Origin of the sequence: Shewanella sp. SM101 (assembly GCF_025654465.1) — a bacterium.
Lineage (GTDB): Bacteria > Pseudomonadota > Gammaproteobacteria > Enterobacterales > Shewanellaceae > Shewanella > Shewanella oncorhynchi.
The window spans coordinates 1-16,191 of record NZ_JAKKRH010000035.1 but is presented as its reverse complement, the minus strand read 5'-3'; the positions used below and the strand labels follow the sequence as shown (position 1 = coordinate 16,191).

Annotated in this window: 14 protein-coding genes; 6 read left to right on the top strand and 8 right to left on the bottom strand. The window is 45.4% G+C overall.

Translation table 11 applies throughout. The annotated features are described in order from the left end of the window. Positions 1-3: 3 nt before the first annotated feature. From purE to L5M38_RS17595, 3 genes are all read left to right on the top strand, one after another. The gene (gene purE, locus L5M38_RS17605) at positions 4-495 is read left to right on the top strand and encodes a 5-(carboxyamino)imidazole ribonucleotide mutase (protein ID WP_028760937.1); all 492 of its coding nucleotides are present in this window, start codon (positions 4-6) and stop codon (positions 493-495) included. Next, positions 495-1,598 (top strand): 5-(carboxyamino)imidazole ribonucleotide synthase, encoded by a 1,104-nt coding sequence (gene purK / locus L5M38_RS17600; protein WP_263169539.1) that lies wholly within the window; start codon positions 495-497, stop codon positions 1,596-1,598. Before purE ends, purK begins: the two co-directional genes overlap by 1 nt. Positions 1,599-1,761: 163 nt before the next feature. Then, positions 1,762-3,015, top strand: a complete 1,254-nt coding sequence (locus L5M38_RS17595) for a sensor domain-containing diguanylate cyclase (protein WP_106649726.1) — start codon at positions 1,762-1,764, stop codon at positions 3,013-3,015. Positions 3,016-3,195: 180 nt separating this feature from the next. Here L5M38_RS17595 and L5M38_RS17590 read toward each other — a convergent pair whose 3' ends face one another. From L5M38_RS17590 to L5M38_RS17570, 5 genes are all read right to left on the bottom strand, one after another. Next, entirely contained in the window at positions 3,196-3,813 is a 618-nt protein-coding gene (locus L5M38_RS17590; RefSeq protein ID WP_317630251.1) for a hypothetical protein, read from the bottom strand. Between the two features lie 167 nt (positions 3,814-3,980). Further along, positions 3,981-4,445 (bottom strand): hypothetical protein, encoded by a 465-nt coding sequence (locus L5M38_RS17585; RefSeq protein WP_263179842.1) that lies wholly within the window; start codon positions 4,443-4,445, stop codon positions 3,981-3,983. After that, on the bottom strand, positions 4,442-6,091 hold the full coding sequence (gene gshA / locus L5M38_RS17580) for a glutamate--cysteine ligase (RefSeq protein WP_263179841.1): 1,650 nt from the start codon (positions 6,089-6,091) through the stop codon (positions 4,442-4,444). The genes L5M38_RS17585 and gshA overlap by 4 nt, the downstream gene beginning before the upstream one ends. Before the next feature lie 185 nt (positions 6,092-6,276). After that, a complete protein-coding gene (locus tag L5M38_RS17575; RefSeq protein WP_263179862.1) occupies positions 6,277-9,129 on the bottom strand; it encodes a M16 family metallopeptidase in 2,853 nt (950 codons plus the stop codon). Between the two features lie 180 nt (positions 9,130-9,309). Next, positions 9,310-9,735 (bottom strand): YqaA family protein, encoded by a 426-nt coding sequence (locus tag L5M38_RS17570; protein WP_263179839.1) that lies wholly within the window; start codon positions 9,733-9,735, stop codon positions 9,310-9,312. A 292-nt stretch (positions 9,736-10,027) separates the two neighbouring features. Between L5M38_RS17570 and L5M38_RS17565 the strand changes: the two genes are divergently transcribed. Both L5M38_RS17565 and L5M38_RS17560 read left to right on the top strand, forming a co-directional pair. Then, on the top strand, positions 10,028-11,281 hold the full coding sequence (locus L5M38_RS17565) for a dicarboxylate/amino acid:cation symporter (protein WP_173246311.1): 1,254 nt from the start codon (positions 10,028-10,030) through the stop codon (positions 11,279-11,281). Positions 11,282-11,513: 232 nt separating this feature from the next. After that, positions 11,514-11,681, top strand: coding sequence for a hypothetical protein (locus L5M38_RS17560; RefSeq protein ID WP_263179837.1), 168 nt, complete (start codon positions 11,514-11,516; stop codon positions 11,679-11,681). Positions 11,682-11,847: 166 nt separating this feature from the next. On the opposite strand, the gene L5M38_RS17555 is transcribed toward L5M38_RS17560, so the two are convergent. The 3 genes from L5M38_RS17555 to L5M38_RS17545 are packed head-to-tail and all read right to left on the bottom strand — an operon-like array spanning position 11,848 to position 15,088. After that, complete coding sequence (locus L5M38_RS17555) at positions 11,848-12,978, bottom strand: sodium ion-translocating decarboxylase subunit beta (protein WP_168823572.1); 1,131 nt, start codon at positions 12,976-12,978, stop codon at positions 11,848-11,850. An 8-nt stretch (positions 12,979-12,986) separates the two neighbouring features. Beyond that, entirely contained in the window at positions 12,987-14,810 is a 1,824-nt protein-coding gene (gene oadA / locus L5M38_RS17550) for a sodium-extruding oxaloacetate decarboxylase subunit alpha (RefSeq protein ID WP_263179836.1), read from the bottom strand. An 11-nt stretch (positions 14,811-14,821) separates the two neighbouring features. Beyond that, positions 14,822-15,088, bottom strand: a complete 267-nt coding sequence (locus L5M38_RS17545) for an OadG family transporter subunit (RefSeq protein WP_263179833.1) — start codon at positions 15,086-15,088, stop codon at positions 14,822-14,824. 914 nt (positions 15,089-16,002) lie between these two features. Here L5M38_RS17545 and L5M38_RS17540 point away from each other — a divergent pair. After that, positions 16,003-16,191: helix-turn-helix domain-containing protein (locus L5M38_RS17540; RefSeq protein WP_263177467.1), on the top strand; the 189-nt coding region annotated here is incomplete at its 3' end.

Here is a 16,191-nt window from a genome sequence, read left to right as displayed (position 1 = left end):
ATCATGCAAGCCCTTGTTGCTGTTGTTATGGGTTCTAAAAGTGATTGGCCCACAATGGAAGCCGCCGCTGAGATAATGGATAAACTGCAAGTGCCTTATCATGTTGAAGTGGTTTCCGCCCATAGAACGCCAGATAAACTCATGGAGTTTGCAGCCTCTGCCGCCGAACGTGGTTTTAAAATCATCATTGGTGGCGCTGGTGGTGCAGCGCACTTACCCGGTATGATTGCCTCTAAAACTCGCTTACCCGTATTAGGTGTACCAGTCCAAAGTAAAGCCCTATCCGGCATGGATAGCTTATTATCCATCGTTCAAATGCCAAAAGGCATCGCCGTCGGCACCTTAGCCATAGGTACAGCAGGCGCATTCAATGCGGGATTATTGGCCTGCCAAATCCTTGCGAATAACGATGCAGAATTAGCGGCTCGTGTTGACGCTTTCAGAGAAGAACAGACCCGTGCGGTACTGGACAATCCAGACCCGAGGGAAGTCTAATGACCCAGACAAGCACTAAACCTAAGGTTTGGGTATTAGGTAATGGTCAGCTGGGCGCCATGTTGACCCACGCTGGTGAGCCATTAGCGATTGAAGTTAACGCCGTCGATATCATGACGCCTTCGGATGACATTCTGCCACTCGCGCCCCACGACATTATTACCGCCGAGCGCGAACAGTGGCCAGAGTCCGCCCTGAGTTTACAACTCAGCTCACACCCCCATTTTGTTAATGGTCCGGTATTTAGCCGTTTAGCCGACCGTTTTAGCCAAAAGAGTCTACTCGACCAGCTCAACGTTCCCACGGCGCCTTGGACCTTAGTCGACGATAACACCCAAGTCGATACCCTGTATCAGCACTATGGTCCTAGAGTCTTGATGAAACGCCGTACTGGGGGTTATGACGGTAAAGGTCAACATTGGCTAAAAGAAGCCGAAGCGGGTGATATTCCAAACGATTGGCGTAACCTTGCGATTGCTGAGCAAGCGATTAATTTTGATGAAGAAGTATCATTGGTTGGCGTGCGTACTCGCAAAGGCGAATGTGTGTTTTATCCGCTGACGCTGAACTTACATCAGGACGGCATTTTAATGGCGTCGATTTCGCCACTAGCACGCTTAACCCCCTTGCAAGCCCAAGCCGAAACTATGCTCAGCGCTATTATGCACGAACTTGAATACGTTGGCGTAATGGCGATGGAATGCTTCCGTGTTGGCGATGAGTTACTGGTGAATGAGCTGGCACCGCGAGTGCACAACTCTGGCCATTGGACTCAAGCCGGAACCCATATGGATCAATTCCAGCTGCATCTTAGAGCACTTTGCGGAATTGCGATCCCACAGCCACAAGTGAATTTTCAGTGTGTTATGGTCAACCTTATCGGTATCGATAATGACCCTCGCTGGTTAAGTTTGCCCAATGCTGAGTTGTACTGGTACAACAAAGAAGTTCGCCCAGGCCGTAAAGTCGGACATTTAAACCTATCAGTGCCAAATCAAACTGTGCTCAACCAGAGCATAGCCGCACTGCAAACTTGGATGCCAATCCAATACCAAGCACCATTAGCTTGGATATTGGCCGAATACGCAGAAAATTCGCGTTAATTCAGTATTTAGTACCAAAATCACTGATATGAAATTGTTCACAGTTTCATATCAGTTTATATTTCAATTTTCGTTATATACTTAACTGAACTCAGTGTGAATACGTTAGTGATGTATAGCATTCAATGATTACTAGCAATGACACAGATAAAGGAATAGTCGAGTGAAATTAAGGGATAATTTCAAACGTAAGACCATAGATCGCTTAGATTATCGCTATCATCTGCTACTGCTTATAGTGCCGATATGTCTATTCATCCTGCTGTTTATCTTTAATGCACCCACAGAAAATTGGACTATCCTGCCCTTACTGTTTGTTTGCATCATTTATATTTTTGCCTACAGCCTAATTTACTATTTGCATCAGGGTCGTTTAACTCGACTATGGCAGCATTTAGAGCAAGTCGTCACCATCAACGATGCCATCTATGAACTCGCCCATCTCTCGAGCCATTATAAAAATGAGCATGCCTTTCTGGACGCCTTACTCAATAAAGCCGTGTACGTGATTAATGGTGCCGAAATGGGCAGCATCATTAAAATCAACGAGGTGAATAATAAACTGTATTTTGAATCTGTCGTGGGGCTCGATTTAGCAAAACTCAGACAACTGGATTTTACCTTAGAGCAAACTTTTGAATATCGACTCACTGAAGGGAGATGCGATCAAGTGGTGGTCATCAATGATATGAAGAATATCAATGCGGCTAGCACCTTAACGGAAGATGATCAAAAAGTGTTACTCTCAGTGTCGAAGCAGCCGATACGCTCAACCCTGTCTAGCCCAATTCGTATTGATGGCAAACTGTATGCCATGCTCAATCTCGATAGCAGTAGCCTTGGCGCCTTTAGCGATTACGACCGCAATCTTGTCTCTATCCTAACTCACGAAGCTAGCAATGCCATTGCGCTCTATCAGAAGTCACTGCAGATCACTAAACTCGCCAATTTTGATCCATTAACAGGACTTTATAATCGAAAGAATTTTGAAGATGAACTGCACCACTGGCAACACAAGCCTCACTTAGGCAGTTTTTTAATTATTATCGATATGGACAATCTCAAGTCCATTAATGATGCCTATGGGCACCAGATGGGTGATGTTGCCATCAAGCGAACAGCCACCGCCATGCTCACCTATTGGCAAAATAAAGGCATTATTTCCCGTTTTGGTGGCGATGAGTTTGTCGCTTTATGCCATGGGCCGTTAGCTCAAATTGAACAGGACTTAGATGATATGCGCAAAACCTTGAATCAAGGTTCAGAGCTTAGCCTAGGTTTTAGTTTTGGTATTGCCCCCTTCGAAGCCGATTGGTATCAATCCTTTAAGACTGCAGATCATGCTATGTATGAGCAAAAGCGTGCAAAGAAAAAAGCCATTCAGGCATTAGAAACCTTCGCAGTGAAAGCGCAATAAATCAATTGAAGTCAGGTGCTACAGCCAATGTCAAAAGGCTAATATCAACAATCAGTAAGCGTCGGAGTTTAAGATTTGAGTTTACTATCTCGATTAGCTATCTCGATTAAATATCTAAATTGAACACCGACAGTCAGCCATTCTCACTTAAGTGGCTGACAATGATATAGAAACGTAATCTTAACCAAAAAATAAACGCCACAGCCAAGATGAATCTAAATCTTCTTGGCAGGTTTTATATTGAGCCGCGTAGCGTTTCGACCTCGCATCCACCTTGTTCGCCACTTTCACTAACCACGCCTTAGATTTATAACTGCCACGGCGATAACCGCCCCAGCCTTCGTGATAATTAAGATACTGCGCCCGCGCATCCCATTTAGATACACCATTTATCTTATGGGTTTTGCTAATAAACCAGCCCATAAAATCCAAGGCATCATCGAAATCACTGCGGCTCGACCAACTGTTTCCCGTCTCACGCACATAATCATCCCACGTCATGGTCTTAGCCTGCGCATAACCATAGGCATCGCTGGCACGGCCAATAGGGATAAAACCTAAAAAGTATTCCATCGGTGGCGCGGCGTTGTGCTTGAATGAACTCTCTTGATACATCATAGCTAACGGCACATGCACTGGCACACCCCATTTATCACGGACATCTTTAGCGGCATCGTACCAATCTCTGTGTTCTTGAAATATCTCACACAAATTTTCGGGAGACTTAGGCGGAGATGTCGCGCAACCTGAAAAGATGCCGAGACTTGCGCAGAGTAAGATAGCGGAGGACTTATTCATTAATATCATGTTCTTTGGAGAGTTAGCTCGCGCCATGATGTCATAGACTCAGGCTGAGGCAAGCATAAAAAGCCTTTTTTGCGCTTAGAAGATCTCAGCGCTAGGGGCTAAATCAATATGACTTAAATCGTATGTTGCTGGCTTACCACTTGAACTTAACACTTTGGCTATTTCGTTTCGGGACTCAGCTCAAACTGACACTCATGATCTTCTTGCTGCCACACGCCGGGTTCCCAATACGCAGTGTCTTTACCCATATAGCGCTTATCGGTGTGAAATAACGCACCGATATGATAACGCTGATGACTTTCAACATTGAGCTTGAATACTTTGGGTGTCCGCGCGGCAAGCGTGACTGACAAACTTGGATCATCAATCAGCTCCGCAACGATAAATTCATATTCGCCAGGCGCTAACTGATAATTAGGCTTAGAAACGACTGCCTGCCCGTTTAAATGGGTCACCACCACTCGATACCAGTGAGTACTGGCATCGGGCTGCAAATAACCCGACACAGTACCACAGCCCAGTGGGTCTTCAGGTGACGCGGCGCAGCCAGATAACAAGGCACTGAACCCAATCAAAGCTGCGCGGGCACGTAGGCCAGTGAAAGAGAATAACCCCTCTTTCACGGCTTCACTCCAAAGTAATCTTCCAGATAATCATCGAATGAAACTGCACTCTGCGCCGCCTCTAGTTCAGCTTGCTTGTTAAGCGAACTCGATGCTTCAGCTTGATACTGCGCTATGGTCTTGCTCGACAAGGGATAATCGATAAAGTATTGGTAGTATTGCTGCGCTAACGTCATTACCCACTGACCATGATCTTGGCCCTTGTTGATCACGTTTTGAAGTACTTGTCCCGACAGGGTTAAATTCGGATCTTCAGCCGCTTTACGCCAATGGGCCAAAGCCACTTGATAATCCGTCCCCTCACCATCGAGCAATACTGCCAAAGGTTGCAAGGCATCAAACAACTCTTCTAACCAAGATTTAAGCGAACGTGAACCGTCTGCGGTTAATAACTCAAGCCCAGGTTTACGGCCTTCAAGCACCACAGCTTTAAGATTCGCGCTTAATCTCGCCTCTTCGCTCGCCTCAGACTTAGGCGACTGCGTTAATAAACAATAGAGCAGGAATAAATCAAGGAAACGCACTTGTGTCGCCTCAATGCCAACTGGGCTAAATGGATTAACATCCAACGCTCTCACTTCAATGTATTCCACCCCAGCACGGGCCAGAGCTTCAGACGGTTTCTCGCCACTACGTGTGACCCGTTTCGCACGGATTGGCGAGTAGAACTCGTTTTCAATCTGCAATACATTGGCATTAAGTTGACGATACTCACCATCGACTTTAACGCCGATATTAGCAAAGTTTGCTGAAGGCATTTTAGTGGCAGCATTCACGCCAGCCAGATACTCAGGCAAAGAGTTATAGCTGATATTTAGATCTTCTTGCTCTTTGTTGGTGTAGCCTAAATCACTCATACGCAACGAAGTAGCATAGGGCAGATACAGAGTTCCATGGCCCGTTTTTTCAAACTTGAGGTCGGTTTTTTGATCTTTAATAAAGGAGCTACATAACGCTGGCGAGGCACCAAATAAATAAGGTAGTACCCACACTAAACGGCGATAGTTACGGATCAAGCCGAAATAGGATTCTGAAATAAAATCATCGTAAGTTAACTCTTTATCACTTAACTCATACAGACTTTGCCATAATTCTTGCGATACCGAAAAGTTAAAGTGCACCCCAGAGATGATCTGCATCAGGGCGCCATAACGATAGGTTAACCCCTTACGATACAAGGTTTTCATCATGCCAGTATTCGATGAGCCATAGCGGGCAACGGGGATCTGTTGCTCATCTTTCACATAGCAAGGCATGCTCACGGGCCACAAACGCTGACCATTTAAGTGGCGCACGCTGAAGGCATGAGTCTCAGTTAACCCTGTGAGAAGTTGCTCAACATTGTGATTTACTGGCGTAATAAACTCGAGCAAGGCTTCACTGTAATCCGTCGTAATACGTGAATGCATTAACGCCGAGCCTAAGGCTTCGGGATGCGAGTCTGTAGCGAGATAACCAAACTCATCAATCCGCAACGCCTCACGTTCTATGCCACGTAACATACCCAAGAGTGCTGTGCGCCCATTGGCGTCCGAGAGATGTTGTACTAATTCATTGAATGACTTCAATTTGCGCTTCTCTAATTGGTGATTCGCTATCGCGACAAGGTTAACAGTCAGACCTTTATTTTGAGGCTTATCTTGCAAAATATGCCTCAAAATAAATCTAAACCTGTCTGTGGGGCAAGCCAAATTCACACCTTGTATGATTAAAAGCAGACGGTGACAGCTAATGCTGTCACCGTCTTTCGATGTAAATCCGGTAAATATAGAGCAAATAGTCGTTAACTAATGCCCCCGTCTATCTACCTATATAAGGGCGAAATACTAATTTACAATACTAAAGTTTCAATTGGATAGCCCAATACCGCTAAATCCGCTTCAATTGTCGCTTTATCTCCCACCACCAGAATCACCATTTTATTGATATCTAGCTCGGAAGCCGCGAGGGCATTGAGTTCATCTTTTGTTACAGTATTAATGATCTTGTCCTGTTGAGTCGTAAAATCTTGACTCAATTGGTAACGTTGGATCATCCGCATAAAGCCCGCTTTTTGATATGGTGTTTCATAATCAAGAGCTTGCCCTTGAGAGACTGAATTACGCATAAAGGCAAGTTCAGCATCTGTCATGCCCTGCTGCTGATAAGCACTGATTTCTTTTACAAACTCAATGAGTGCTTTCGCCGTCACGTCACTGCGAACGTTACTTGATGCGACAAAATCGCCCACTTCAGCACCGCCAGTAAAACGAGTGCGAGCACCATAGGTATAACCTTTATCCTCACGTAAATTCAGGTTGATACGGCTATTGAATGCGCCGCCTAACGGATAATTCATCAGATAGGATTTAAAATAATCGCCTGTGGCATCGTAAGGTAATGCGCGCTTGGCAATATTGATTACCGATTGCGCCGCACCAGGTTTATCAATCACATAAATTGTGCCGCCTTTTAATGCAGGGAGTGGCTTAAGTGGCGGTACCACAGCTGCTTCTCCTTTCCACTGGTTTAATCCCGCTAATTTAGGCAGCAATGCAGATTCAGATAAATTAGCAACAGTGACAATTTTAGCGTTGCCGCCTTGATACTGCTGGGCATAAAACGCTTTTACATCGGCTAACGTAAGCGCCGCGACAGAATCGAGCGTGCCAAGATCATTCACACCTAACGCATTGTCTTTACCGTATAACAAGGACGACAACGCCGTATCAGCCAGATAGCTAGGATCGGACTGCATATGCTGGATCTGTTGTAATTGCTGCTGTTTCACTCGCGCAAAGTCAGCTTCGCTGAATGCTGGCTGAAACAGCTTTTCTTCCATAATCGCCAGCGTCTCATCTAAATGTGCAGTCAGAGCCGATACTTTGATCGAACTTTGATATTCAGACGCACTAAAGTCGACACTACTACCTAGCATTTCTAAGGCTTGTGATAGTGCTTCACTGCTGCGCTTCTGGCTCGATTCATTAAGCATTTCCGCAGTCAGCGTTGCTAAGCCTGCTTTTTCGACGGGTATGAGTCTGTGGCCACCATTGAGATAAACAATTAACTCAACTGTTGGTGTTTCAGTACTTTGGGTGCCCATGACTTCGATGCCATTGGCTAAGGTTTTTGTCCAAATTTTAGGTACTTTAAGCATAGGTGCAACGCCAGATGCAGGCATCTTAGTCCGATCAAAACTTGAAACAAGTTCAGGCTTGGGCAAATCCCCCTCTACCGCAGTGTGTGCAATTGGCAACGTTGCAGGCGTGAAGTTATCTGCATGGGCAATAAGTGATGTCATTCCCTGCGGCACCACACTCATAACCACCATAGGTTTATCTTTAATGTATTGCTTAAACACGCGCATCACATCGTCTTTGGTCACATTGGCATAACGATTCAGATCTGAGGCAATCATGTTCGGATTGCCCGACAGCGTTTGGTTCATCGCTAAGGTCGACACTTTGCCAGAAACACTCTGCAGGCTATAAATGGTATCAGCCTCAAACTGCACTTTGACTTTTTGCAGATCATCATCAGTAACGCCACGTTGCTCAAACTCCTTAATCGAGTCGAGGATACGTTGCTCCAGATCCGCCAGTTTGCCGCCCTTTTCAGGATTGGCTAAAGCATAAATCGACATCTGACACGCAAGCTCTTGACAAGGATGACTCACATTAGCCTGCACCGCATAACCGTCCTTCACCAAGTTTTTATATAATAAGGATGTTTTACCACCACCTAAAATATTGGCTAACAGATCGAGCGCGGCCTCATCTGAATGTCTAGCGTATACAGTTGGAAAACCAATACGGATCAAAGGCAAGTGCACTTGATCTTCCATGGAGAGGTAACGCGTCTTGTCTAAGTTAACCAGCGCCTTTTGCTCTAACGAGACTTCAGGACCGCGGGGGATTTCACCAAAATATTTATTGACCCAAGCTAAGGTTTGCATTTCATCGAAATCGCCACCTATAGTCAAGGTCGCATTGTTAGGACCATACCAACGTTGGAAAAAGTGTTTAACATCGTCAACCGTGGCGCGATTAAGATCGTCCGGCCAGCCAATTACAGGCCAAGAATAAGGATGACCGACAGGGTACATAGCTTGGCTAAAACGCTCACTCATGCGGCCATAGGGCTGATTATCGATACGTTGTGCGCGCTCGTTTTTGACGGTTTCGCGCTGCACTTCGAATTTTTCACTAGTGAGTGCGGGCAACAAAAAGCCCATACGGTCCGACTCAAGCCACAACATTTTTTCTAATTGATTGTTGGGTACTGTCTCAAAATAATTGGTTCTGTCGGTATTGGTCGTGCCATTTAGGGTACCACCGGCTTCGGTAACCACTTCAAAATGCTGTTCATCGGCAACATGCTGCGAGCCTTGGAACATCATGTGTTCAAATAAATGCGCAAATCCCGAACGCCCAGCTAATTCACGGGCAGAGCCCACATGATAAGTGACGTCGACATGCACTAAGGGATCTGAATCATCTTGATGTAAAATAACCGTTAACCCATTGGCTAATTGGTACTTTTTGTAGGGGATCCCTACTTGCGAATCGGCCAATTGCACATTTTCGATAAGTTTAACGCCTGCGGGCAAGTTCACCGTAGTCGTTTCAGATGCACAACCCGCAAGTGCGGCAGAAATTGCGACCGCTAATATCCATTTCTTCAAAACATTCCCCTCATACATCAATGGGCCAAAATAAAGTGTTATAGCTAAAGTGCTGCGTAGCGTCATAGTGCGCTTAAATGATTAAGCATTGGGATTTATGACTCGCAAAATTAACACTAAGTTCCTATCTATACAGTAAATTCAGTCTAAACGGAAAAACACTCCCCGCCCTTGACCATTAAATGCATCCTAGAGCCATCATGCCATCCATTGCAGCACGGCAGCGGCAACAATTAAGTAACGAATTGTTTTACCGATTAAAATCATCACCAAAGAATGTATTAGCGGTAGCCTCAACCAACCCGCCAATAAACAGAGAATATCGCCGACAACTGGTGCCCATGAGAGTAACAACGCCCACACGCCGTAGCGTTCAATCAAGGCGAGCCCCTTTGCGTGTTTACCTGTCGCTAACGCTTCTGGTGATTTTGCGAGGCGACCTAAGCGACCTAAATAGAAACTGGTCATCGCGCCCAACGTATTGCCAATACTAGCCACCACGACCAGCGCAACCCAAGCCTCTGGGGTATTGTTTAATAACGCCACGAGTAAGACTTCAGATCCCCCCGGTAACAAAGTGGCCGCTAAAAAAGCGCCGGAGAACATAATACCTAACTCAGTCATAATGGCTTACTCAATGATAAATCTCTCTTTTTGTATTCAATGCGATGAGGTTTGCCATGGGTTAATTGAATGTTTCACTTAATCTTTTTACAACAAACTCACTTATCACAATAAGTTATAAGAAAAACGGTTTGTTATAACCCTAGCTCTGTCGATACAATAGGTTAACTATGGCAGGCAATAACCATGCGCATGACTGAGAGCGCGTTAACATCACGCTCAACTCGTTAAATACGAATCCTATCATCGCAGGCCTATTGGCTCACTCTTAATTTATTTTTCTGGAATATGCATGATCCTTCAAACCATTAGCCGCATTCCGTTTTGGCAAAAAGTCTTAGCAGGCTTTATCTTAGGTGCGCTCGTTGGCGTTATTTTAGGTGAAAGCGCCACAGTGCTAAAACCATTAGGTGATCTGTTCATTGGGGCCATTAAGATGTTGGTCGCGCCTTTGGTATTTTGTGCCATTGTCGTGAGTATCACATCGCTCAACTCGCAAACCAGTCTGAAACGCCTGAGCTTGAAAACTTTGGGTATGTTCATGCTGACAGGCACAATCGCCTCTCTGATCGGCTTAGCTGTGGGCTCAATGATCGACATGGGTGGCACCATGCAACTCACAACGACTGAAGTGCGCGAGCGTAATATTCCCGGTTTCGCACAAGTGTTGCTCGACATGATCCCTGTCAATCCTTTTGCTTCACTCGCTGAAGGCAAGGTACTGCAAATTATCGTGTTTGCAGCTTTGGTAGGTATCGCTATCAATAAAGTCGGCGAGAAAGCAGAGCCATTAAAACGCACCATTGAAGCAGGTGCTGAAGTCATGTTCCAACTGACTCGCATGGTCCTAAAACTCACTCCCATCGGTGTGTTTGGTTTAATGGCATGGGTTGTGGGTGAATATGGTTTATCAACCTTACTGCCTTTAGGTAAGTTTATCGGGGCTATCTACATTGCCGCCTTTATCCACATCATCTTCGTTTATGGCGGGTTAGTGAAGTTTGTTGGTGGTTTAAGCCCACTGCAATTTTTCCGTAAAGCTATGCCAGCACAGTTAGTCGCCTTTAGTACTTCCTCAAGTTTTGGTACTTTACCTGCGAGTACTCGTGCAGTCGAAACCATGGGCGTATCAAAGCGTTATAGTGCCTTTGTGATGCCATTAGGTGCGACCATGAATATGGACGGCTGTGGGGGTATTTACCCTGCGATAGCCGCTATCTTCATCGCTCAAATTTACAATATTCCGCTCGACACACTGGACTATGTGATGATCGCCGTGACTGCGACAGTGGCTTCTGTTGGTACCGCTGGCGTACCAGGAAGTGCGATGGTGATGTTAACTGTCACCTTAGGTGTGATTGGTCTGCCACTTGAAGGCATTGCCTTTATCGCCGCGATTGACCGTATTATCGATATGATCCGCACAGCAACTAACGTAACGGGCGATATGATGACTGCTGTTGTGATTGGTAAATCCGAAAATGAACTCGATGAAGCACAGTTCTATTCAAACGACAATCAAGACGTTACACCTGTGAGTTCGTAGCAATAACAATACTGTATAAAAAGTATTAAGCTAAATAATCAGTACCATTGACCACAGTAAGAGACCGCTTCGGCGGTCTCTTTTATTATCCTACAAACGGTCTTTAATCTATTGGCTTTAGAAGCCACAATCAACTTCGACAGTCCCTATAAACTGCAAAATAGGTTACTCAAATAAGATCAAGCTGTTAGACTCTAAAACTACTCTAACTCACACTTTAGCAGAACAAACAATGACGAGACTCTTCCTTATCCCGCTGATCCTATGTTTGTTTTGGACATTATTTTTAAAAGCCAACAAACTCACGCTAAAACAAGGCCGACGAGGTTTTATCTACATTATCGGTATAGGTGGCGGGCTGATTTTAATCCTTATGGCATTACTCTGGTTAACGGCTTAGGTTAATACCAAGGATTCATACTATAAATGAGTGACTTAACAAAAAGCCAACTCAATACTGAGTTGGCTTTAGTGATAAAACAGCGTTAACGACTAGAATAAATTCGAAGATAAACCCGCTAAATTTACCCACTCAGTCAAGCCCAATCAGTTAATCCACTCTGTCATCAGCCCAGCACGGCAAGTAAAATCCCAGCAGCCACAGCAGAACCTAGCACTCCTGCCACATTGGGTCCCATGGCGTGCATCAACAAGAAGTTATGTTGGTTGGCCTCTAATCCAACTTTGTTCACGACTCGTGCTGCCATAGGTACAGCCGACACCCCTGCGGCACCAATCAACGGATTAATCTTACCACCCGACAACTTACACATCAGTTTTGCCATCAATACACCTGCAGCAGTACCAATGCCAAATGCTAAAGCTCCCAATACCAAAATCCCTAAAGTTTCAAGCCGCAGGAATTGGTCGGCAGATAACTTAGAACCGACAGCTAACCCTAAGAAAATCGTAACGATATTGATAAGCTCGTTCTGCGCCGTTTTCGATAATCTATCCACCACGCCCGATTCACGCATCAAGTTACCAAGACAAAACATGCCCACTAGAGGTGTGGCAGCAGGTAAGAAGAGAATCGTTAATCCCAGTACCATCAAAGGGAAAATGATCTTTTCCTTCTTACTGACTTCGCGCAGCTGCTCCATTTTAATTTCGCGCTCAGCTTGGGTTGTCAGTAAGCGCATGATCGGCGGTTGAATAATCGGGACTAGTGCCATGTAGGAATAGGCCGCGACCGCAATCGCACCTAATAACTCAGGCGCCAGTTTTGAGGCGAGGAAAATCGCCGTTGGTCCATCAGCACCGCCAATAATCGCAATGGCCGCCGCGTCCTTCATAGTGAACTCAAATCCCGGCACTAAGTTCAGCGCTATTGCGCCAATCAGTGTCGCAAAAATCCCAAACTGCGCAGCAGCCCCTAATAACAGAGTTTTAGGATTCGCGATCAAGGCACTAAAGTCGGTCAGCGCACCAACACCCATAAAGATCAATAGCGGAAACACCCCAGTCTCAATCCCCACATGATAGGCGTAATACAGCATGCCACCTTCTTCGGTAAATCCCGCATGGGGAATGTTCGCCAGCACTGCACCAAAACCAATGGGCAACAATAGCAAAGGCTCAAAACCACGTACGATGGCGAGATACAAGAGCAAAGCGCCCACTGCCATCATCAACACTTGCCCGCCAGTAAAGTGAGCGATTCCCGTCTCGGCCCAAAAAGCTATTAAACCTTCCATAATGACTCCTACGCCAAGGCCAGTAATTGAGAACCCACAGACACTGAGTCACCTTCTTTCACCCAAATCTTAGCGATAATGCCATCGCCCTGTGCACGAATTTCAGTTTCCATCTTCATCGCCTCAAGGATGATCACGACATCGCCTTCACACACTCTATCGCCTGGAGAAACATGCACTTTGAAGATATTGCCCGACAGAGGCGCGCTCATTTCAAGCCTGATCTCTCCATGGCGCGCAGTTGGCATAGTGCTCGCCGTAGCAGTTTGCACGGCATGAACAATTTGGCCCTGTGGTTGGATTTGCGAAATCTCACCGCCGGCGGCGACTTCAACTACGTACTCTTGCCCTTCGACAGTTACCGTGTAGGTTTCAGGGCCACGATCCGCAGCATTAGTAGCAAGTGTCGCAGTCAACTCAGGTTTAGGCTCAAAGGCGCTTGGATCGTCACGATTCTTTAAGAACTGCAATCCTATTTGTAGGAAGAGTGCATAGGTCAGCACATCATCGTCATGCTCTGAAGATAGGCGAATGCCTTGTTCCTGTGCTTTATCAGCTAACTCAAGCCGTAACTTAGCCAGCTCCGGCTTTAATAAATCCGCAGGGCGACATGTAATAGCTTCAGCCCCTTGCAAGACTCTCGCTTGCAATGCAGCATCTACTGGCGCAGGCGTCGCGCCATATTCGCCCTTAAGCACGCCTTCAGTCTCTTTGGTCAGTGACTTGTAACGCTCACCCATTAGCACATTGATTACCGCCTGCGAGCCGACAATCTGCGATGTGGGCGTCACTAACGGCAAGAAACCTAAATCAGCACGTACGCGGGGAATTTCTTCCAATACCAAGTCCATCTTATCGGCCGCGCCTTGTTCCTTTAGTTGGCTCTCCATATTGGTCAGCATGCCACCAGGCACTTGTGCACGTAAAATACGCGAATCTATGCCTTTCAGCGCGCCTTCAAACTTAGCGTACTTCTTGCGCACGTCACGGAAGTAAGCGGCAATCTCCTCAAGCAACACCATATCGTAACCCGTGGCACGCTCAGTATCTTCCACCATAGCGATAACGGTTTCAGTTGCAGTATGTCCATAGGTTTGACTCATCGACGAAATTGCCGTATCGAGCACATCGATACCCGCTTCAATGGCTTTCTGATAAGTGGCGGTACTTAATCCTGTCGTCGCATGACAATGCATAGATAACACGAGTTGCGTTTGGGATTTTAGTCGACTGATAAGCTCAAACGCTTCCATAGGCTTAAGTAAGCCCGCCATATCTTTGATACACAAAGAATCACATCCCATATCTTCGAGACGTTTTGCCATATCAACCCAAGTCTCTATGGTATGCACAGGGCTAGTCGTGTATGAGATAGTCCCCTGCGCATGGCCGCCAACTTGGCGCACCGCTTTCACCGCAGTTTCGAGATTACGAACATCATTCATTGCATCGAAAATACGAAATACATCGACGCCATTAGTATGAGCACGCTCAACAAAACGCGTGACTAAATCATCGGCATAATGGCGATAACCTAATAAGTTTTGGCCACGCAGCAACATTTGCTGCGGCGTATCAGGCATTGCCTTTTTCAACTCACGAATTCTGTCCCAGGGATCTTCACCAAGATAACGAATACAGGCATCAAAAGTCGCCCCGCCCCAAGATTCCAATGACCAGAAACCGATCTTATTGAGTAACGGCGCTATAGGTAACATGTCATCAATGCGTAAGCGCGTCGCTAAAATGGATTGATGTGCGTCCCGCAATACGACATCAGTTAAAAATAATGGCTTAGCCACTGCTGTCGTAGAATTAGATACAAAAGTCATACTGCTCCCCATTACTTAATCTGTGAACGATACTGCTTTACCGCTAGTGAAATCGCAGCGACCATACTTGGCTCTAACGGTTTAGCATCAGATTGCGCTACCCTCTGCTGACTCTTAGCATGATTTTTAGCAAAACGTGCAGATGCAGCATCGACTGCACACCAACGCGCAACCAAATGAATCCCAAGGATTAGTACACTTAAAAATAAATAAACTAAGCCCATCCCCAAAAACATAATGCCAACGGCATCCAATAAAGATTGCGTTACATCCTCCATAGCTCCCCTACCCCTTACTCTCTAGATCCCTATCAACAGCGCGATTGCCCCAAAATCATCGCTATCGCATTACAAGTTCAAAATTCATCAAATGAACAGCTCCAAACTATGGTTCTTCCGTAAACAGACACATAGCGACCACCAATCAGAAAAATCGAATAAAAAATCACATTTCAAAGCTAACTAATCACACAACAAGAAAACCAGCTGAACTCAACCTGCTACGAACATAACCAATTGATAACAAAAAAACCATATCAATGTAAATTGGTCTTACCAATATTAAGTAGATCCACAGGCGGCAAGTTATTAATCCTCATAAATCGAGCGATTAATTCAATATTCCATAATGAAACAAGCATAATGTTGGATTTAAGCTGAAGTGATGTCTTAGGCTAAAAAATGATTCCTAAATTGAAAACAACGAGCATAGGAATAAATCAAGTGAAAAAATATGCAAATTTAACAATCCAAGTCACTGCTATTTGATTCTGAGAGAAGATAAAAAAGAATGTCGTTCTGAAGGCATTGATTGAAGAAGAGGAATGGGTTCAATCTAGACAAATTAAATCATCCATTTTGACAACTTAAGTATCCGCCTTGGTATCAACGCCGAGAAGTGCCCGACAATACGATCTGTGTATCGAACAGTTACCTTGAGAGATACGTAACAGTATTACCTCAGAAAACCTTAGCCTCTTAGTTATGCGCAGGATTAAGCAATAGGACAAGAACGAAATGAGGAAGCCTAAGAGCGACAAGTGAGTTGGCGAGTTGGTGAGTTGGTGAGTTGGTGAGTTGGTGAGTTGGTGAGTTGGTGAGTTGGTGAGTTGGTGAGTTGGTGAGTTGGTGAGTAATACCAATTATATTAATTATGTGATCTAATTGGTCATCAGTTTTTAATCATACAAAATATGAATCATCCCCACATCGCAGCCTTAGTAAAATCGGAGAAAAGTGCACGCAAACGTATGCGCTATCTTGCCTTACTCCATTTCACTGAAGGTCATTCTCGTACCGCCATCGCAAGCATGCTTAAGGTCAGTAGAACCAGTGTCAATCGCTGGGTCACCGCCTATTTAACCCATGGGCTGACTGGCCTT

Bases quoted from the DNA above. Each gene is read 5' to 3' on its own strand.
- purE (WP_028760937.1), top strand. From the start codon at position 4: ATGCAAGCCCTTGTTGCTGTTGTTATGGGTTCTAAAAGTGATTGGCCC.
- purK (WP_263169539.1), top strand. From the start codon at position 495: ATGACCCAGACAAGCACTAAACCTAAGGTTTGGGTATTAGGTAATGGT.
- L5M38_RS17590 (WP_317630251.1), bottom strand. From the start codon at position 3,813: ATGAATAAGTCCTCCGCTATCTTACTCTGCGCAAGTCTCGGCATCTTT.
- L5M38_RS17575 (WP_263179862.1), bottom strand. From the start codon at position 9,129: ATGTATGAGGGGAATGTTTTGAAGAAATGGATATTAGCGGTCGCAATT.
- L5M38_RS17570 (WP_263179839.1), bottom strand. From the start codon at position 9,735: ATGACTGAGTTAGGTATTATGTTCTCCGGCGCTTTTTTAGCGGCCACT.
- L5M38_RS17565 (WP_173246311.1), top strand. From the start codon at position 10,028: ATGATCCTTCAAACCATTAGCCGCATTCCGTTTTGGCAAAAAGTCTTA.
- L5M38_RS17560 (WP_263179837.1), top strand. From the start codon at position 11,514: ATGACGAGACTCTTCCTTATCCCGCTGATCCTATGTTTGTTTTGGACA.
- L5M38_RS17555 (WP_168823572.1), bottom strand. From the start codon at position 12,978: ATGGAAGGTTTAATAGCTTTTTGGGCCGAGACGGGAATCGCTCACTTT.
- oadA (WP_263179836.1), bottom strand. From the start codon at position 14,810: ATGACTTTTGTATCTAATTCTACGACAGCAGTGGCTAAGCCATTATTT.
- L5M38_RS17545 (WP_263179833.1), bottom strand. From the start codon at position 15,088: ATGGAGGATGTAACGCAATCTTTATTGGATGCCGTTGGCATTATGTTT.